Annotated in this window: 12 protein-coding genes and 1 CRISPR repeat array; of the genes, 1 reads left to right on the plus strand and 11 read right to left on the minus strand. The window is 63.2% G+C overall.

Annotated elements, in window-relative coordinates; translation table 11 throughout:
- Nucleotides 1–147 precede the first annotated feature (147 nt).
- The 9 genes from RIV14_RS04550 to RIV14_RS04590 form a co-directional block, all read right to left on the minus strand.
- A complete protein-coding gene (locus RIV14_RS04550; protein WP_075373456.1) occupies nt 148–576 on the minus strand; it encodes a serine O-acetyltransferase in 429 nt (142 codons plus the stop codon).
- The gene (locus tag RIV14_RS04555) at nt 576–1682 is read right to left on the minus strand and encodes an EpsG family protein (protein WP_075373457.1); all 1107 of its coding nucleotides are present in this window, start codon (nt 1680–1682) and stop codon (nt 576–578) included. The genes RIV14_RS04550 and RIV14_RS04555 overlap by 1 nt, the downstream gene beginning before the upstream one ends.
- Before the next feature lie 9 nt (nt 1683–1691).
- Nucleotides 1692–2843, minus strand: a complete 1152-nt coding sequence (locus RIV14_RS04560) for a glycosyltransferase (protein ID WP_075373458.1) — start codon at nt 2841–2843, stop codon at nt 1692–1694.
- Nucleotides 2844–2908: 65 nt separating this feature from the next.
- Nucleotides 2909–3691 (minus strand): glycosyltransferase family 2 protein, encoded by a 783-nt coding sequence (locus RIV14_RS04565; protein ID WP_075373459.1) that lies wholly within the window; start codon nt 3689–3691, stop codon nt 2909–2911.
- A gap of 31 nt (nt 3692–3722) precedes the next feature.
- A complete protein-coding gene (locus RIV14_RS04570; protein WP_075373460.1) occupies nt 3723–4409 on the minus strand; it encodes a sugar transferase in 687 nt (228 codons plus the stop codon).
- On the minus strand, nt 4406–5617 hold the full coding sequence (locus RIV14_RS04575; protein WP_075373461.1) for a DegT/DnrJ/EryC1/StrS family aminotransferase: 1212 nt from the start codon (nt 5615–5617) through the stop codon (nt 4406–4408). The genes RIV14_RS04570 and RIV14_RS04575 overlap by 4 nt, the downstream gene beginning before the upstream one ends.
- Nucleotides 5617–7542, minus strand: coding sequence for a polysaccharide biosynthesis protein (locus RIV14_RS04580; protein WP_075373464.1), 1926 nt, complete (start codon nt 7540–7542; stop codon nt 5617–5619). The genes RIV14_RS04575 and RIV14_RS04580 overlap by 1 nt, the downstream gene beginning before the upstream one ends.
- 808 nt (nt 7543–8350) lie before the next feature.
- Nucleotides 8351–9697, minus strand: coding sequence for a tyrosine-protein kinase domain-containing protein (locus RIV14_RS04585; protein ID WP_075373462.1), 1347 nt, complete (start codon nt 9695–9697; stop codon nt 8351–8353).
- Between the two features lie 245 nt (nt 9698–9942).
- Nucleotides 9943–10710, minus strand: coding sequence for an ATP-grasp fold amidoligase family protein (locus tag RIV14_RS04590; RefSeq protein WP_256695108.1), 768 nt, complete (start codon nt 10708–10710; stop codon nt 9943–9945).
- A gap of 967 nt (nt 10711–11677) precedes the next feature.
- Between RIV14_RS04590 and RIV14_RS04595 the strand changes: the two genes are divergently transcribed.
- Nucleotides 11678–12427 carry a transposase family protein gene (locus RIV14_RS04595; RefSeq protein ID WP_309324939.1) on the plus strand — a complete coding sequence of 250 codons (750 nt, stop codon included), beginning with the start codon at nt 11678–11680 and terminating at the stop codon, nt 12425–12427.
- 124 nt (nt 12428–12551) lie between these two features.
- A CRISPR array of direct repeats spans nt 12552–17923; the repeat unit is 28 nt; unit sequence GGATCATCCCCGCTCGCGCGGGGTTTAC.
- A 56-nt stretch (nt 17924–17979) separates the two neighbouring features.
- Here the strand turns inward: RIV14_RS04595 and cas2e are convergent.
- Together cas2e and cas1e are read right to left on the minus strand one after the other, a co-directional pair.
- Nucleotides 17980–18372, minus strand: a complete 393-nt coding sequence (gene cas2e, locus RIV14_RS04600; protein WP_070659091.1) for a type I-E CRISPR-associated endoribonuclease Cas2e — start codon at nt 18370–18372, stop codon at nt 17980–17982.
- Complete coding sequence (gene cas1e, locus RIV14_RS04605) at nt 18366–19304, minus strand: type I-E CRISPR-associated endonuclease Cas1e (protein WP_075372239.1); 939 nt, start codon at nt 19302–19304, stop codon at nt 18366–18368. The genes cas2e and cas1e overlap by 7 nt, the downstream gene beginning before the upstream one ends.
- Nucleotide 19305 lies beyond the last annotated feature (1 nt).

The following is a 19305-nucleotide window of genomic DNA, read 5'->3' on the forward strand; positions in this document are numbered from 1 at the left end:
GGCAAACACCAAGGTATTGCCCAGCAAGAACGCGATGCGCCCCTTACTGCTTGCCGACACCGAACTGCACCTTCCAGGCCTCGATACCGATGGGCTCATCACCCATGTTGGGTGAACCGATAGAGGCACCCCGCTGCAGAGCCCATGTCATGCGGTCTTCTCCCTGATGATCCTGGCCGGGACTCCCGTGACCGTCGCGCCAGCAGGGACATCGTGGATCACAACGGCACCCGCCCCGATTATCGCGCCGTCCCCAACAGTGATCGGCCCGAGAATCGTCGCTCCACAGCCCACGACGACATCCTTGCCTAACACGGGAACTGTCTCGATGCCCTTGCGACCACCGATGGTCACCCCGTGCCCGATGTGACAGCCCGTACCGATCACGGCCCGAGGGTGGATTACGACGCCCAGGGCATGGTGCGGGAAGTCTGTGTTCTCACCGATGCGGGCAGCATACGGAACGTCGCAGGCGAACACCGCGCGCATAGCTCCGCGGATGAGGTATGCGGCGGGCGCAAGATGATGGCGCGAGAGCCACCGAGCGGCCGAGTATGAGACGTAGACAGGATCCATTATGGGAGCCCTTCCTCGAGGAACGTGCGGTAGGGGAACAGGTGGTACCACTCGGGGCGGTACAGGAAGAAGATCGTGGTGGCCGCAAAGGCAATGACGACGAGCAGGGCACTGACGTAGGAGCTCTCGGGCCGTTCGCCGTGTGCCGCGAGGTTGGCCAGTCCGACGGCGAAGGGCAGGGTCAGGTACATCTCGAGGCGGTCCAGGAGGTTGAATCCGAGTGCGATCACGACCATGGCGACGTCCGCTACCGCCAGGGCCAGGAGGATGCGGGTGCGCCCGGAGGAGTCGGCCTCCACCGAGGCGTTCCAGCCGCAGGTCGCTGCCAGGAGCAGGAGGATGATGCGGGTGATGATCAGCAGGACCGTGGCCGAGCGGACGCCTCCGTCTGCGTAGTCGCTGTGCAGGTAGTGACCGTAGTAGGCCGAGGAGATCAGCAGCCAGGTCAGGAGCCAGCTCAGCGAGAACATGACGATTCCGATGAGGGCACCCCACTTGAACCAGTCCCCGAAGGTACTCAGCCTCATATACGGAATGAGGTAGACGACGAGCAGCAGCAGCACACTGACATGGAACTGTGAGGCGAGAACAACGAGAAGCACGTAACGCACCAGCTTGCGCTCCATGAGCGCGGGGACGGCCAGCAGGAAGATCGCCACCGCGATGCCCTGACGCACAGCGAGCATGAGGTCGTAGAAGACGGACATACCGAAGGCGAAGAGAACTGCCAGGGAGTAGCTGGCGGCATACCGCTTGATGAACAGGACCACTGAGCCGTAGACGAAGACCGAGGTGATAAGCAGCAGGATGTTGAAATCCTGCGTGAGGCGGCTGACCAGGTAGTTGACCAGGACGTAGCCGTACTCGAAGCGGCTGACGCTCAGGGCCTCCTGGAAGCTGTCCGTGGCGGCGATTGCCTTGAAGACGCGGTGATACTCGACCGTGTCGTTGCCGACGCTGACGGCTCTGAAGGTGGAGAAGGCTGTGAAAGCAACGAAAGTGATACCCAGGAGGATCGGAGAACCGCGGCGCCCCGCATTGCCTCGCAGTCCCAGCAGAGCCGCGGGAAGGAGCAGAGTGGCGAACAGTGCGAAGTGGATCCACATACTGCTGTCTCACCGCCCGGCCAGGTCTCGGTACCGGTGAGCGAGCCAGCCGGCCTCACGCGTGATATCAAAGCCTGCGGTGCGCGTCAGGCTTGCGCCCTGGCCCCTGCGTCCCAGGTCCCGCCCCAGGTCGATCGCCTGCGCCACCCGGGTGGCCCACCGGCCCGGCGGAACCTCCAGCGGTAGGAACTCGCAGTGCCCGATCGCAACCTCGTCGGGCACGCGGTCCGAGCAGACCATGGGCAGCCCCGCGCACTGAGCCTCGACTCCCACCATGGGCAGCCCCTCGAAGAGCGAGGGCAGGACCAACGCATCCATGGCCTGGTAGAGCTCAGGAACATCCTTACGGTCCCCCAGGAACAGGACGTGGTCAGCCAGTCCTCCGTCGGCCGCACGCTCCTCGATCCCCGGGCGCAGGGCCCCGTCTCCAACAAGCACGAGGCGCGCCCCAGGTCTGAGGCGGAGCAGCTCGCCGAAGACGTCAAGAAGGAACCGGTGGTTCTTCTCCTCACTGAAGCGTCCCACGTGCCCCACTACCGGGCCGTCCCCCAGACCGAGCGCACGCCGAGCCTTGACGCGGGCCTGGCGATCGAAGCGGTAGGTACCCACGTCGATGGCGTTAGGAAGCACCTCGAAACGGCTACGGCGGAACATGAACTCACCGGCAGCCCGGGAACAGGCCAGGCGCGCATCCGAGTAGGCACCAATATTGCGGCACACGATCCAGTTGCGCACGCTCTTGAGACGGGAGTCGGAGTAGGCGGTCGAGTGGGAGTGGACGGCGAAGGCACGTACCCCGCGGCGATGAGCCACCGGATAGAGGAAGCGCGAGAGGATGGGGTCATGGAGGTGCACTACGGGGTACTGCCCCGCATGCTGCTCCAGCAGCTGCCCCAGAGATGAACGGATGCGCCCGATGCGGTTCCCGGCGTCGATGACATAGCAGCGTCCGCCCAGCGACTCGATCTCCTCACGGTGGGTCTCGTCGGGTGTGGCGTAGCAGAAGAAGTCGAGCACCACCTGCGAACGGTCCATGTGCCTGAGGTAGTTCATGAGCATGCTCATGACACCGGAACGCTGGGAGATTGATGAGTTGATCTGCAGGACCCTTAGAGGTCCGCCCCCAGAATCCTGCGGGGTCGATGACTGTTCCTGACTCATTGCCGGCCTCCCTCCGTCGGCCCCGGGCCGGTCCGGGGAACTGCTCGTCCTGCTAACGCCCATCCTCATTTCATCTTGAGGGTCTTAATGAGGACCCACACGCCGATGTGGAAGACGGAGCGGGGGATGCTGAGATGCTCGATGTCGCGGTAGAGCATCCAGTGGTACTTGACCAGGCTCCGCTTGTTGGCCGACACCGATCCCGAGCGCAGCCGGTACCTCATGAGCACGACCGGCATCCCCCAGATGTAGGGCTCGGTGCGGAGCATGCGCAGCCACAGGGCGTCGTCGTTGCGCTTGCGGATGTTGGGCACCTCGAACTTGCCCAGGCGCGCCACGTCGTACATGACGGTGGAGTTGCCCACCGGGCAGTCCAGGAGCAGGCGGTTGTAGCTGATCCTGGTCGGGCTGCGCACGATCCTGCCGGTGGGCACGCCCTGCTCGTCGATCTGGGCGTAGGCGGTGCAGGACATGGCCACGCCGCGCGAGGTCATGAAGTTGATCTGGCGCCTGAGCTTGTCGGGGTGCCACAGGTCGTCGGAGTCCAGGAAGGCCATATAGCGCCCCTGGGCCAGCTCCATCGCCCGGTTGCGGGCCATGGCGGCGCCGCTGTTGGTCTCCAGGCGCACGTACCGGATCCGCGGGTCGTCCTTGGCCAGGGCCCCGACCACGTCGGCGGTGTCGTCGGTGGAGCAGTCGTCGACGACGAGCAGCTCCCAGCGGGAGTGGGTCTGGGCCTGGACGGTGGCGATGGTCTCGGCAATGAAGGCGCCGCAGTTGTAGGTCGGCATGATGATGGAGACCAGGTCGGAATCCGGTTCGCGATTGTGCTCGGTGCCTGCTGTCATGTTTACTCCTTAGGTATCGTCGTTGCGCGTCTCATGTGGCCACCGCCAGGACGGTCCTCAGTGCGATCGACAGTTCCCGCCCGATACTGAAGTTCTGCACGTCGCGCAGGTTGAGGCGCATCTTGGCCGGCAGGACCTGGGTGAGGTAGGCGTCCTGGCTCGGCGGGGCGGCGGCGAGGATCTCGGCCTCGTCCTTGAACTCGATGGAGGCCGTGGAGGTGACCCCGGCCGGCAGCAGCAAGGTGGCCCGCATCTGTGGGGTGTACTGCTTGACGTACTCGGGCACCTCCGGCCTGGTCCCCACGAAGCTCATCGTGCCGCGCAGGATGTCGATGAGCTGACTGATCTCATCGAGCCGGTACCGACGCAGTACCGCACCGACCTTCGTGACCCGGGGGTCGTTGCCTCGGGTGATCTGGTCGCCGGGGTCTGCCGGCCGGTGCGTCATGGTGCGGAACTTGACGATCCGGAACTCGCGTCCGAACTGGGTGACCCGCCGTTGGCGGAAGAACACCGGCCCGGGCGAGTCCAGCTTGATGAGGGTCGCCAGGATAATGAACAGCCACCCGAGCAGCACTATCAGGATCGTCGCTCCGACGACGTCGAGCAGACGCTTGAGCCGCAGCTGGACTCCGCGCCGGGACAGCACCTCGTAGTAGGGGCGGACCTCCTCGGTCCGCAGGGCGTCCGGCAGGTCCTCCCAGGGCGGCATCCTCATGAGCGGCCCATCGCCGCGAGCGTCTCGAGCGCGCAGCTGATGACGTAGTCAACCTGCTCGTCGGTCAATGAGGTGTGCAGAGGCAGGCTCACTTCGTTGGCATAGAGGGCGTAGGCCCGTGGGAAGTCCTCAATGGTGAAGCCGAGGTTCCGGTAGGCGCTCAGCAGGGGCAGCGGCTTGTAGTGGACGTTGCAGGCCACGTCCGCACTCGCCATGCGCTCGATGAACTCGTTGCGCGCCTCCTCCCCCAGGCCCAGCAGGTTCGCCAGGTAGAGGTGCCCGGAGGAGACGCTCCCCTCCTCGTAGTGCCGTAGCGATGTCACGCCCGCCGGCGCCAGGGCCTGGTCGTAGCGGGTGATGATCTGGCGCCGACGCTCGAGCATCGAGTCGTAGCGGGTCATCTGCGCCAGGCCGATCGCGGCGCACACGTCGGTCATGTTGCACTTGTAGGCGGGGCTGACGACGTCGTACTCCCAGGCCCCCAGGCGGGTCTTGGACAGGGCGTCCTTGCTCTGCCCGTGCAGGGACAGCAGCATGTACTGGCGGTAGAGCTCCTCGTCCAGGTCCAGCTCCGGCCTCCACGTGACGGCCCCGCCTTCGGCGGTGGTCAGGTTCTTCACGGCGTGGAAGCTGAAGGTAGTGAAGTCGGCGGCACTGCCTGAGGGCGTGCCGTCGCGCCGGGCACCGAAGCTGTGGGCGCCGTCGGCGACAAGGGCGACGCGGCCCAGTGCCTCCTGGACCGGCCCTGCCGGGGCGAAGAGGTGGCTGTAGCTGTCGACGACCGCGCGCAGGGCCGGGTAGTCACACATACGCCCACCGACGTCGACCGGGATGACGGCCTTGGTCCGCGGGGTGATGGCGGACTCCAGGACCCGGGGGTCCAGTCCGTAACCGTCGTCGGCGTCACCGGCATCGACGATCACCGGGGTGGCGCCCACGTGCACGATTGGGGAGGCCGAGGCCGTGTAGGTGTAGGCCGGGACAATGACCTCGTCTCCGGGACCGATGCCAAGGACTCGAAGGGTCAGCTCCAACGAGGCCGTTGCGGAGTTCAGGCAGGCAGCCCGGGCGGTTCCGCAGCGCTGCGCCACCTGTTTCTCCAGGCTCTTGGTGCGCGGCCCCGTGGTGATCCAGCCCGATCGCAGCGCATCCACCACTTCCTGGCACTCGGCATCGGTGATGTCTGGGGGTGAGAAATCGACGCGCATCAGCCTGCTCTCCTCATCGTCGGCGACGTAGTTGAATCGTGGTCAAAGCGCGGTTGGTAGGTGGGTACCGCGCGAGCGAGCTCCCGTTTGATCTCGTCATTCCCCTCAGGAAGGCATCGCTTCAGCCGAGCGATCGTGTCCTCCACCTCCTGCATGGTGGGCGGCGACGCCGTGGAGACGAGGATGGACTTGTTCTCGGTGGGATGCAGGTCCTCTCCGTCCATCCGCAGCTCCTCATAGAGCTTCTCGCCCGGCCGCAGCCCGGTGAACACCACCTCGATGTCACGTCCGACCCGCAGGCCTGAGAGCTTGATGAGATTGACGGCAAGGTCGTAGATCCGCACGGGCTGTCCCATCTCCAGGATGAAGATCTCTCCGGCCCGAGACATCGAGCCTGCGGTGATGACCAGTTGGGCCGCCTCCGGGATCGTCATGAAGTAGCGGGTCATGTCCTTGTGCGTCACGGTCAGTGGCCCGCCTGATCGCAGCTGCCGCTTGAACAGCGGGATGACGGAGCCATGGCTGCCGAGGACGTTGCCGAAGCGCACGGCGGCGAAGACGGTGGTACGACTGGTGCTGGCCAGGGCCTGAACCTCCAGCTCACACAGCCTCTTGGTCGCCCCCATCACATTGGTCGGGTTCACAGCCTTGTCCGTGGAGACCAGGATGAAGTGGCTGCAGCCGAGCTCCTCAGACAGACGGCACACCATCCAGGTGCCCAGCACATTGTTCTCCACCGCCTCACGGGCGTTGTCCTCCATGAGGGGGACGTGCTTGTGCGCCGCCGCGTGGAAGACGACCTTGGGCCGGTAACGCTCGAAGCAGTCTCGGACAATCCGCTCATTGGTCACCGAGCCGATGACGACCGACAGGGACACCCCTCGCTCAGCGGCCTTGGACTGCATCTCGTGGAACAGCTCGTAGGCTGTGTTCTCGTAGACGTCGAAGATGACGATCTGGCGAGGTTGGGCCTCGATGAGCTGGCGGACGAGCTCGGAGCCGATGGAACCGCCGCCGCCGGTCACCAGGACGACCTCTCCTCGCACGTAGCCCATGCTCATGGTGTCGAAGGCGACCTCATCGCGGCTGAGCAGCTCGGAGATCTCCACCTCCCGCAGTGCGATTCTGCCATCGTCCTGCTGGGCCAGGTCCCGTACGTTCGGGAGGGTCAGTATTCTCAGCCCCGTCTTCAGGCAGATGGCCAGGATGCGCTGGCGCTCGGAGGCCAGAGCCGAGGGGCAGGCGAGCACGATCTGCTCAGCCTGGCACTCCTGGGCAATGCGGGGGATGTCCTCACACGAGCCGTAGACCTTGACACCGTGGACGTGGCGACCGTGCTTGGTCACGTCATCGTCCACCAGGGCCACCGGCTCGCCGCGCATGTCCTCATCGCACAGATGCATGCGCTTAATGGTCAGCGAACCAGTCTGTCCCGCACCGACGATGAGTGTGCGGGGCCGGGCCTCGTGCGTTCCCGCTCGAGCGCTGCGTTGCACCTGGCTGCTCCACAGGGCCCGCACGGCGAGACGAGTCCCGGCGGTCATGATGGCGAGCAGTGCCCAAGCCATGACGTAGGAGCGCACCGACAGCCCGCCGTCGAAAGCCAAGGAGAACAGCAGATCCCCGCACACCGAGCCGACGACGGTCGCGTAGAGGATCCGCAGCGCCTCGGTCATCGAGGCGTAGCGCCACAGGCTGTTGTACATCTTGAAGGCGGCGAAGACCCCGACGTTGACAACCGCGAGGACGCCCACGGCCAGCAGGCCACCGGTTGCCCCCGTCGCCGTCGCCCACTTCGTGGTCCCCCACGCCGCGCAGTACAGGGCCAGGTAGGTGGCCAGGACGTCGACAACCATCAGGGCGATGGGCTCAATCCGGCACACGGGCAGGTTCACCCACGCCGGTCCACGAGCAGGCTGCTGCATGGGCGCGGATCCGATCGACAAAGAGGCGCTGGAGAGGGCCAACGCCTCATGTCCCTCGGATGCGCGTGACAACAGCGGCTTCGAATCAGGCTCGCAGCTCCCGGCACTCCCGTCGAGACGGCTTGTCGCATCGGAGGAGCACTGACGCGGCTCAGCCATGGGTCGTCACACTCCACTGTGCCGGCCGATAGGTAAAGGACGTACGGCCTGTGAGCGAGGAACTCTGATCAAGCGAGTCGCACTGGCAGAAGCGACAGAATTCAAATGTCATCAGGGTTTCAATCTGCGGATGGGCGAACAGCATTAGCTGATTCGCTGGACGGACTGGAGAATACGACTGCAATCACCGAAGCTGGCAACAACAGATCAACAACATGGCAGCTGAACAACATTCAGCCAACACGAGTACTTGCCGTTTTTTACGGCTCTACATCAATCTAACATCAGATGCCACCGATTGGAAGATTCTGACGTGATTCACTCGCAATCATCGTTTCTTGACAGAAACAACGCCAGTTGATGATATGAATTCACCAACCAACACTCGTCAACTGTTTGAAGCAACAATACCAAGGCGACTAATGCTACATAACTGACAGATGTCTACACTGCGATTAAATAACAATCTCATAAACATCTTGACAGCGACAGTGGGCGTTCAGCACGCACCTCGCGCACGAAAGAACGTAGCGCGACACCACACCCACGGCGAGAGACGGAGCATGCCTACCGAAGACACTTCGGGGCCAACAGCGATGCCTCACAAATCCCAAGCCTCCACGTGCCGATCATGACGTATGTCAGGAGCCTAGACAGGCACACTCTCGGCGGGAACGGCGCTGCCCCGCACGCCCTTGCGCTTTCCTCCGGGCTCCGACACGTTGTTGAGCACCACTCCAAGCATGCGCCCGCCCCCTTGCTCGACCGCCAGGGCCGCCTCACGCAAGTCCTCCGCGCTGGTGCGACCAGCGCGCGCCACGAGAATGACGCCTCCGGAATGGGCAGCCAGGACCACTCCGTCAGTGAATCGGAGGACTGGCGGAGCATCAATGATGACCAGCCGGTCTGCTGCCAGCTCACGCAGCAGATCGCGCATCATAGGGGCCCCCAGCAGCTCGGAAGGATTCGCCGGCATTCGGCCTGCGGGCAGAAGCTCCAGGCCCTCCACCGCCCCCTTGACCAGAACCTCACCGAGGTACGCCGAGCCTGTCAGCACGTCTGCGAGCCCAGGACTGCCCTGTAGCTCGGTTGTGCTGCTGGGCGCACGCAAATCTCCTCCGACCAGGACAACCCGGTGCCCAGACAGAGCCAGAACCCGCGCCAGGCTGGCAGCGGTCACCGACGTCCCCTCCTGCGGACCGGCCGAAGTGACGACCATGACTCGCCGGCCGCCCTGAGACAACGCATGAAGCACGTTGGTGCGGGCCACACGCAACTGCTCCTCCATCTTGAGCTCCGCCCCTCGACTCAGCCACCGCAGCGACGGAACCCGCGGCAGGGCACCGAGCAACGGCACCGACAGCGCCTCGCGAACCTCCTCGGGCCCCTTGAGACTCTTGTCGAGCAGCTCCTGAACGAGGATCCAGACATAACCCAGGACCAGCCCGGCCAGCAGCCCCACCGCCACACAGGTCACCAGGGCCGGCGAACGAGTCGCGCTGACCAGCTCGGCAGAGGACAGCAGGACGATCTCCACGGGAGAGTCCTCCCCCTCCAGGTCCTTGATCTCGACGGAGGCCTGGCGAACGACCTCGTCAGCCAGGACCTGAGCGCGGTGCGACGAGGAGGCAGTGACAGAGACCTGCACCGACACCGTCTCAGGGACCCTGGTCGCAGAGACCGAAGAGGCGAACTCCTCCGCCGTCTCATCCAGCTTGAGCGAGTCCACGACTCGCTGAGCGACCGCAGCCGAGGTGAAGACGGGGACCACGGCGTCGGCCTTCATTGCGGCGAGCTGTGCCGCATTGTATTGAGACAGCGTGCTCTGCGCCGGATCTCCCGCCACTTTCACGCGCAGATAGGCTTGGGAAGTCGCCGTATAGGTGCTTGGCGAGACGAAAGCGAACAGCATCGAGGCCAGTACGCAGACGACCAGCGCCAAAACCAGGGATCCAATACGTCGACGGGTCAGGTGAAGAAGGTCCTCTAGTGTCATCTACGCACCACCGGATAATATCAGGGCTGACAGGGCAGGGCGCCAATCAATGCGAAACACCAATGAAAGAGCGCCATTATTTACGACCAAGACAGTAACACACCTGAGGTCACGACACGCAAGCGTCCGGTCGATTTAATGAGGAAGCACTCATAACATCGATGAGTTCTTGAACATTTCTTCCCAATGAAGCGGACTCGTTTCGTAGGAAGTCTACGAAATACCTTCCCTGCCCGCTTGTCCCGTCACAGCATGACACCCTTGAAGCACTTCTTCTCCGGCAGGACGATCCGGTCTCCGAACACGCGATCATAGCGTGAGGGAGTGAAGTCCGACAGCCCATCAGCATCCGTGAAGGTGATCTCGCCGAAGTAGACGTCTCCATCGACCTCGTAGAAGTCGATGCGCGCGCAGGCGAACCCCTTTCCGAGCTCGCCAGCCAGACGGAGCATGGTCTCCAGGCCTGCGGGTGCCGGGATGTCCGAGGCCCGGTCGGCTTCACAGGTGTACTCAAAAGGTGCTCGGGTCCAGTCAGGCAGGTAGGTGCCCCGCAGCGCACGTCCCTGAGTCCGGTCCACAGTGAAGATGAACTGGACGACCCCGTCGAACACCATGAACTTGTAGTCTCGTAGTCCTCCTGAGGCGTCACGCAGGAAGGGCTCGCACACGATGCGAGGCTCGCAGTACTCGTAGTGCAGCTCGAAACCGCCCTTCATCGCCTGGCGCAGGCCAAGCCACTCCCGCAGGCGTTGACGAGTCCTTGCCACATCGAGTGCACTCTTGTCAGGCACGAGGATGTTCCAGCCAGAGCCATGCGTGGCCTTGAGAACGAAGCTGTCCGGGAGGGACTCGAAGTCGATCTCATCGGGCGAGTCCCACACACCCAGCAGGGGTACGAGGTACCTCTCCCCCACCTTGCCGGCAACCCACTGACGCACCAGGAACTTGTCCGCCAGGCGCCCCTTGACCGGCGTGGAGTCGTAGAGCTTGAGCCAGTGAATCTTCTCCGTCATGGTGCGCGGCTCCTCCACATGGCAGGGACGGCACTTGAACAGCCAGTACCAGTGCTTGAGCGCAGAACGGTAGTGATCCGGGGACATCCGACAGTTATGACGGTAGATCGCCCGCTTCAACCAGTTCTGAACCGGCGGGGAGAAAATGACCTCTGCGGCACCTTTGACACTCATTGTCAATACCTCTTAATGAGAGTGCCGGCAGCCCCACCCAGGGAGGGGACACGCGCACGCCCCTCAGACCGCCGTGTCGGCGGCCTGATGAGTACCGGCTAGGGAGATGACAGAGGCGGTCCTGGGGGAACAGGAGCACGCCGTTGCCCGACCAGACCCTGGTGGCCGAGCAACGGCTTTATCCTGCATCACACCAGATGTATTTGTAAAGTTAATCGACTGAGCGTGTTGAGTCAGACCTCGCCCGCCCCCGTGGCCGTCTCAGTGACCTTCTCGACGGTGGCGGTGGGCTCCTTCGCAGCCGGGTCCGCCACAACGGAGGCATCCACGCAGCCGACCTCCCGCTTGATGAGGTCCAGGTGGGCACCAGTCCAGGCACCCCGCCCGGACTCATGAGCCGGTCACTCCACCTCAAGCACACGGGCCGTTCTCCCACTCTCCCACCCGCGCAGGGCTCACAGGGCCCTCCCCCTCCTCGGGCAAATGCTCTTGGATCATCCCCGCTCGCGCGGGGTTTACGAGACTATATCCGCGACCGCTGAGGCTGTGTTCGGATCATTCCCGCTCGCGCGGGGTTTACGTCGTGCGCGGCAGGGTGCCGCCTCCACCAGGCGGATCATCCCCGCTCGCGCGGGGTTTACTTTGGCTCATCTGCAAAGTGTGTTCCAATCATGGAGGCTTATTCATAGGGGTGTTTAGGGTGTTTAAAAGGGGGTGTGTCGTTAGATAGGGTGGCGGCTTGCTCTTGAGAGAGTTTTGGTGACTAGCCAGCTCAACCAAGAAGCAAACCGCCATGACGAATAGTAGCACGAGGATCACTCGCGATGATGTCCTGGACCTGTGCGAGACCATTCACGCCTCCGGCCCCCTGCCGGTGTTCGGGGCGAGGGTGCTGGGGGGGGTGTTCCTGTGCGTGCGCCTGACCCTGACCTACCTGCGCCACAACCCGTGCCAGGAGCTGCTCGCCGAGGCCTACTGCGTCTCGCAGGCCACCGCCTCCCGCGTCATCGCCGCCTACACGCCCCTGATCACCCACGCCCTCCAAGCCTGTGTGCCGACGGTGGAGGACCTGGACCCCACAGCCCAGCTGATCATCGACAGCACCCTACTTCAGTGCTGGTCCTGGAAAGACCATCCTGAGCTCTACTCCGGCAAGCACAAGACCACAGGTCTGAACGTCCAGGTCACCTGCACCCCCTCAGGGACCCTAGCCTGGGTCTCCGACCCCCAAAACGGACGCACGCACGACGCCAAGGCCCTGCGCCGCTGCGGCCTGCTCGACGTCCCCGCCACCGACCTCCCAGACGGAGTCTCACCACCCAAGCACATTGGCGACAAGGGGTACATCGGACTGGGCATGATCACCCCCAAGAGAAAACCCCCACACCTGCCGCTCCACCCAGACGACAAGACCTACAACAAAACCGTCAACCAGATCCGCTACAAGATCGAGCGAGTCATCGCCAACATCAAGAGGCTTATTCACAGCATCCGTCAAAGGTGCTCTGAACTGCGCAGATGCCGGAGTCGGCTAGCCCTGTGAATAAGCCTCCAAGACCTGGAGAGTCCTGCACACCGGCTACAGAAGACCACTAGAAACCTTCCCAGAAACCATCACAGCCATCCTCGGACTCACATTCACCTACACCCCATGAATAAGCCTCATGGGATCATTCCCGCTCGCGCGGGATTTACTTCACCTTGTCCGGCGCCAACACCGGATCCACGGGATCATCCCCGCTCGCGCGGGGTTTACGGGGCAGGCGGGCCTGGCGAAAATTGACGCGCTGGATCATCCCCGCTCGCGCGGGGTTTACGCCGGTAGAATTACTAGCAATCTTGAACGTCCCGGATCATCCCCGCTCGCGCGGGGTTTACGGCGGTCACGTCCGCCGTTGGGCTTGCGGCCGGGGATCATCCCCGCTCGCGCGGGGTTTACAATCTGCGCACCTAACGTTAGATATCGAGTGTCGGATCATCCCTGCTCGCGCGGGGTTTACAGGATATGTTCATTAAGCCGCTGGGGATGACAGGGATCATCCCCGCTCGCGCGGGGTTTACAGCGCGTCGCCTGCGCGGTCGTGAAGCGGGCGCGGATCATCCCCGCTCGCGCGGGGTTTACGGGCCATCTCGTAATTCGTGTCACGCACAGTTCGGATCATCCCCGCTCGCGCGGGGTTTACCTCGTTAATCTGTTCGCACGCCAGTTCCCGTGGGGATCATCCCCGCTCGCGCGGGGTTTACGTGGTGGTGATGACGAATCTGCCCGCGTCGATCGGATCATCCCCGCTCGCGCGGGGTTTACGCAGCGTCACCTCCGTGGACTACGGCGCCCGTCGGATCATCCCCGCTCGCGCGGGGTTTACCATGGTCGTAGGTAGTCGTGGTACCGGAAAGACGGATCATCCCCGCTCGCGCGGGGTTTACGAGCAAAGGTCATTGCGCAGCGCAACGATGAGAGGATCATCCCCGCTCGCGCGGGGTTTACATGAGGCTGAACTCGTTAAGCGCGACCCGTTCGGGATCATCCCCGCTCGCGCGGGGTTTACTCTGCCTCATGCTTTCCAGGGACGCGGTCGGTGGGATCATCCCCGCTCGCGCGGGGTTTACATTCTATTCGATTCCCCAAAGTCCCGTAATACAGGATCATCCCCGCTCGCGCGGGGTTTACGGTTGCTTCTCTGTCTGGACCGATCTCCCTATGGGATCATCCCCGCTCGCGCGGGGTTTACATGACGTTGCTAATACCCGGTTCGGTAAGTTCGGGATCATCCCCGCTCGCGCGGGGTTTACTAGCGCTCAGCCGCCTGCCTGGCGTCGTCCTCGGGATCATCCCCGCTCGCGCGGGGTTTACTCTCCTACTGGAAGTGTCAGGACGTTAGGATCGGGATCATCCCCGCTCGCGCGGGGTTTACCGCGCGGCTATATGAACGACATGATGGACGTTAGGATCATCCCCGCTCGCGCGGGGTTTACTCGGCTACTACAAGGGCGCTCGCGGAACTATTGGGATCATCCCCGCTCGCGCGGGGTTTACCAGACGTATCAGGTTAATATGACCTACCGTATCGGATCATCCCCGCTCGCGCGGGGTTTACTGGCCCCCGAGACTACGCAGCTAACTATCTCGCGGATCATCCCCGCTCGCGCGGGGTTTACGGCAAGGCCTACCAGGCGTTCTCCGGTCCTGTCGGATCATCCCCGCTCGCGCGGGGTTTACGGACTTAATGGCCGCCTTGCGCAGGCTGATCAGGGATCATCCCCGCTCGCGCGGGGTTTACCGATAGTCAAGAGACGCGTCATTACGAATTGCGGGATCATCCCCGCTCGCGCGGGGTTTACACGCGCCAGACGTGTTTCGGGCCGTGGTGTCGGGGTCGTTGGGGTTCACAGCTTGGTGTCCTGGATCATCCCCGCTCGCGCGGGGTTTACGATGACGCTGCGGAGCACCTACGGCCGTACTAAGGATCATCCCCGCTCGCGCGGGGTTTACTTGACGGAAAAGTAGCCATTCGCACGAAACCCGGGATCATCCCCGCTCGCGCGGGGTTTACCAGAACGGTTCTACACAACCCCGTATGGCACGGGGATCATCCCCGCTCGCGCGGGGTTTACATGGAGAACGCGGGATTCGCGACCGGGGTGCCCGGATCATCCCCGCTCGCGCGGGGTTTACATGATGGCGGCGCTCAGGGTGGTCTTCCCGTTCGGATCATCCCCGCTCGCGCGGGGTTTACCGCCTCGCCGTCCAGCTCGACGTCAAGCTTGAGCACGCGGGATCATCCCCGCTCGCGCGGGGTTTACCCGCCTCCCCAGTCGTGCGGCCAGCGCATCCCGGGATCATCCCCGCTCGCGCGGGGTTTACCTCGATCCGATCCGCCAGCGCGTCGATGGCCGCGGATCATCCCCGCTCGCGCGGGGTTTACGATGTCGGTGGGGTTGACGCGCATGGTGAGCTCCGGATCATCCCCGCTCGCGCGGGGTTTACATTCCTAGGATTAATCCGTATGCCTGCATACTAGGATCATCCCCGCTCGCGCGGGGTTTACAACGCGAACATCAAATTCGACGCCCGGTGGGTCGGATCATCCCCGCTCGCGCGGGGTTTACCCCTGGCGCTGCTGGGCAATGAGGACCGCCTTGGGATCATCCCCGCTCGCGCGGGGTTTACCGGGTCTAGGCCGTCAGAGAGGCTTACAGAACGGGATCATCCCCGCTCGCGCGGGGTTTACACGCGCCATGCAGGGGAGGGCTGTGCGGGGCGGGGATCATCCCCGCTCGCGCGGGGTTTACCTGGCGCTGGGCGTCGACCCCGCCTCCCAGGTGGGATCATCCCCGCTCGCGCGGGGTTTACACTGCTCGGTCACCCAGCCGCTCTGGGCGGGACGGATCATCCCCGCTCGCGCGGGGTTTACCGGCGGCTCTACTGCCGCCTGCCGCGCCCGACGGGATCATCCCCGCTCGCGCGGGGTTTACGCACCGCTGCTACTCCGCTTGCTGGAATGGACGGGATCATCCCCGCTCGCGCGGGGTTTACTAGTGGACTCGACTCTTTCCTACTGGCTGGCCAGGATCATCCCCGCTCGCGCGGGGTTTACGAGAGACCGTGTCAGGCGGCTAGACCGGCCACAGGATCATCCCCGCTCGCGCGGGGTTTACCCGCTGTCGTGAGATACTGTCTGCTGCGATAGGGGATCATCCCCGCTCGCGCGGGGTTTACTCGGACGGGTCGCCCAGAAGCGTGAGGATGCGCGGATCATCCCCGCTCGCGCGGGGTTTACTACTTTTAACTACCTGATTGTTCAGAACAGTTCGGATCATCCCCGCTCGCGCGGGGTTTACCTGACAATAAGTGGCCTATGTTTAATGTTAATGGGATCATCCCCGCTCGCGCGGGGTTTACCTGAATCTGCATCGCATCATATTTCAGAGACAAGGATCATCCCCGCTCGCGCGGGGTTTACACGTGCGGGAAGTTATCGATAGTGATTGATTCGGGATCATCCCCGCTCGCGCGGGGTTTACCACGGGGCTGTATACGCGCAGAGCGGTGTCCCCGGATCATCCCCGCTCGCGCGGGGTTTACCATAAATACGATCTGACTGGAATAACGATTCTTGGATCATCCCCGCTCGCGCGGGGTTTACTAACCGGGTGGGCGGCAACGCGTCACTGGACGCGGATCATCCCCGCTCGCGCGGGGTTTACTATACGCCCGTAATTCTATTTGGTTTAACCCGCGGATCATCCCCGCTCGCGCGGGGTTTACCATCTGACAATGAGTTAAGTTGACGACGTACCGGGATCATCCCCGCTCGCGCGGGGTTTACCGCGGATGGAATGCGAAGTGAAATTGAATGGCAGGATCATCCCCGCTCGCGCGGGGTTTACGGTTGTCCTATCCGGGCGACAGATCGCCTGAAGGGATCATCCCCGCTCGCGCGGGGTTTACTATCCACCGAGTTGCCCTATGCCTTTGAGTGGAGGATCATCCCCGCTCGCGCGGGGTTTACGACACACAGGACCGAGCCATCTGCACGTAGTTGGGATCATCCCCGCTCGCGCGGGGTTTACAGCGCCTCCGCATGGGGCGGGGGCTCGTTCCCCGGATCATCCCCGCTCGCGCGGGGTTTACGCTCATTTGATCTTCCTCCTAGAAGAGTAGTTGGGATCATCCCCGCTCGCGCGGGGTTTACATAATGAGTTCAAGGACAACACTGACGACTTTAGGATCATCCCCGCTCGCGCGGGGTTTACCCCGGGAGCGCCCGACCCGGCGACATGGTCACGGGATCATCCCCGCTCGCGCGGGGTTTACCATCTGACAATGAGTTAAGTTGACGACGTACCGGGATCATCCCCGCTCGCGCGGGGTTTACTAGATGACGGTAATGCTCTTACGCCCCTTGGGCGGATCATCCCCGCTCGCGCGGGGTTTACTATTTTATTTCGCGGATGGAATGCGAAGTGAAAGGATCATCCCCGCTCGCGCGGGGTTTACGTGAGCCAGGAGGAATTGACTATGAAATGTGGCGGATCATCCCCGCTCGCGCGGGGTTTACCGAAAAGGTAGAGGGCCTTTGGGTGCCTGGCGGGGATCATCCCCGCTCGCGCGGGGTTTACTGGGCTAGGGACTCGAAGAAAAAACTGGACGACGGATCATCCCCGCTCGCGCGGGGTTTACTGACGGGCATCACCTGCTGGTGGTGCCCGTTAGGGATCATCCCCGCTCGCGCGGGGTTTACCCCGGGTGCTCAGACACCCATTTAAAGCCGTGCTGGATCATCCCCGCTCGCGCGGGGTTTACACGGCACTGCTGATCGCCCGCACGGCCGTACATGGATCATCCCCGCTCGCGCGGGGTTTACCTCCGTTTTCGTCTAGATACGGCCGTTTACCGGGGATCATCCCCGCTCGCGCGGGGTTTACCCCGGGAGCGCCCGACCCGGCGACATGGTCACGGGATCATCCCCGCTCGCGCGGGGTTTACAAGGCCCCGGTCACCATGACGGTGACCGGGGCCGGATCATCCCCGCTCGCGCGGGGTTTACGTGAGCCAGGAGGAATTGACTATGAAATGTGGCGGATCATCCCCGCTCGCGCGGGGTTTACGCCTGTCAGACCAGGGCTAGCTTATAGTACCGGGGATCATCCCCGCTCGCGCGGGGTTTACCTGCATCAGTGGAAAGGCGGTGCAAGTCCTCACGGATCATCCCCGCTCGCGCGGGGTTTACTGATATGGTGGGTACGTAAGTGCCCACCATATCGGATCATCCCCGCTCGCGCGGGGTTTACGTTCACCCCTTTTAATGGCGTTAGTGATAGCAAGGATCATCCCCGCTCGCGCGGGGTTTACTGAGTGCTCACACTATTTTGCGCGCGAATATCGGGATCATCCCCGCTCGCGCGGGGTTTACTCAACCAATTCATTGAGAAACTCCCCGATAAACGGATCATCCCCGCTCGCGCGGGGTTTACCATTAAACCGGGTGGAAAGGAAGCCCATGTTGCGGATCATCCCCGCTCGCGCGGGGTTTACACTTGCGGATCCTTGGAATCCCAACGACGAGCCACACTACCAGACCTCGTTTGCCTTCACTGCCGACCTAGCGCTCGCTCCGCAGAGTTCCGATAGCGTCGTCGTCTCGCAGCGATCGACCAGGACTCCTTCGGAGGCTTGACGGCGCCGGGGATCGCCTGCGATCCCTCGATCTGCCGGTACGGGGTGCGCATGACAAGGCACCCTTCGATATCGACCGGTTCACGTTCGTGCGCCAGGGAGGCGATCTCGAACCGTTGCTCGGATCGCACCGACCAGATCAGTAGAGCTCGCCCTTCCCCGATGTACGCGCGCACCAGCTCCCACAACTGCTCTCGCACTCGAGCTGAGAGATGCCCGACGAAGACCCCAGGAGAGACCTCTAACAACCAGCGGGTCATGGAGCCCCGCAACGAGGCAGGGGCAGCGGAGAGAACCAGAACTACCATCCTCCTGCGTCCTCTCCGGCGTAGTTCGCCCCACCAGCTACAGCACGCTGCTGATAGTCCCACAGGGAGACGACGTTGATGCTCATGTCCTCCAGATCATCAACCTCAAGCAAGCGGTAGATATCTTTGACCGTCCGTTCGATGATCTTGAGCTCGAAGACCTTGTCCCGAACTCGCCTGCGAGTGGTCCCAGTGAGGTCATCCATCCCCTCGGAGACGACATCGAAGGCGATGGGGATCGTCGTCTCCGCCTTGTACAGATCGGCAACGTCGTACACGAAAGACCGCTCATGCCCGGTGTGGACGAAGCCGAGCCCCGGAGAACAGCCCAGGGAGACGATCACCCCGTGGACGACGCCGTACAGGGCGGCGTGCGCGGCTGAGAGCGCCTGGTTGATCGGATCCGACGCTTCAAAGTCATCGGGACGGTAGTCGCGTCGAGTCCAGGGGACCCCGGTACGTCTGGAGTTGTCTCGATACACCTCACGAACCCGAGCGCCTTCCCGGCCTCTGAGCTGCTGCATGGTGAGCCCCTCGACGTTTTCACCGCTGAAACGCATGCAGTACATCTCGCGCGCCACCCGAAGTCGCTTCTGGGGAGAGGAGACCCTAGCCGCTTGCTCCACCAACAGTCGGGTGGAGGTAGCCAGGGAGCGGCCGTGCGCATAGTAGCGCACACCACGTTCACCAACCCAGACCGCCGTCGTCCCACACTCGCCGAGCAGGCTCATCGCCTGGTGACTGACCGACGTTCCCGGGCCGAGGAGGACGGCGACCAGCGAGGCAGCGGGAACGCGGATGGTGCCCCGGTCGTTGCGTGCGGTCAGGGCACCATCCTCCCGATGCACCACGCAGTGCTCAAGGTAGAGGAAGGACATCCGGTCCTGGACACGGGGAAGCGCCGTCACCGGAACCGGCAGCATCCTGACCATA

Origin of the sequence: Actinomyces acetigenes, from assembly GCF_031296635.1 — a bacterium.
In the GTDB taxonomy this organism is placed as follows: domain Bacteria; phylum Actinomycetota; class Actinomycetes; order Actinomycetales; family Actinomycetaceae; genus Actinomyces; species Actinomyces acetigenes.

Excerpts from the sequence above, each read along its gene's own strand:
- RIV14_RS04550 (WP_075373456.1), bottom strand. The coding sequence starts at position 576 with ATGGATCCTGTCTACGTCTCATACTCGGCCGCTCGGTGGCTCTCGCGC.
- RIV14_RS04555 (WP_075373457.1), bottom strand. The coding sequence starts at position 1,682 with ATGTGGATCCACTTCGCACTGTTCGCCACTCTGCTCCTTCCCGCGGCT.
- RIV14_RS04560 (WP_075373458.1), bottom strand. The coding sequence starts at position 2,843 with ATGAGTCAGGAACAGTCATCGACCCCGCAGGATTCTGGGGGCGGACCT.
- RIV14_RS04565 (WP_075373459.1), bottom strand. The coding sequence starts at position 3,691 with ATGACAGCAGGCACCGAGCACAATCGCGAACCGGATTCCGACCTGGTC.
- RIV14_RS04570 (WP_075373460.1), bottom strand. The coding sequence starts at position 4,409 with ATGAGGATGCCGCCCTGGGAGGACCTGCCGGACGCCCTGCGGACCGAG.
- RIV14_RS04575 (WP_075373461.1), bottom strand. The coding sequence starts at position 5,617 with ATGCGCGTCGATTTCTCACCCCCAGACATCACCGATGCCGAGTGCCAG.
- RIV14_RS04580 (WP_075373464.1), bottom strand. The coding sequence starts at position 7,542 with ATGCAGCAGCCTGCTCGTGGACCGGCGTGGGTGAACCTGCCCGTGTGC.
- RIV14_RS04585 (WP_075373462.1), bottom strand. The coding sequence starts at position 9,697 with ATGACACTAGAGGACCTTCTTCACCTGACCCGTCGACGTATTGGATCC.
- RIV14_RS04590 (WP_256695108.1), bottom strand. The coding sequence starts at position 10,710 with ATGACGGAGAAGATTCACTGGCTCAAGCTCTACGACTCCACGCCGGTC.
- RIV14_RS04595 (WP_309324939.1), top strand. The coding sequence starts at position 11,678 with ATGACGAATAGTAGCACGAGGATCACTCGCGATGATGTCCTGGACCTG.
- cas2e (WP_070659091.1), bottom strand. The coding sequence starts at position 18,372 with ATGGTAGTTCTGGTTCTCTCCGCTGCCCCTGCCTCGTTGCGGGGCTCC.
- cas1e (WP_075372239.1), bottom strand. The coding sequence starts at position 19,304 with ATGGTCAGGATGCTGCCGGTTCCGGTGACGGCGCTTCCCCGTGTCCAG.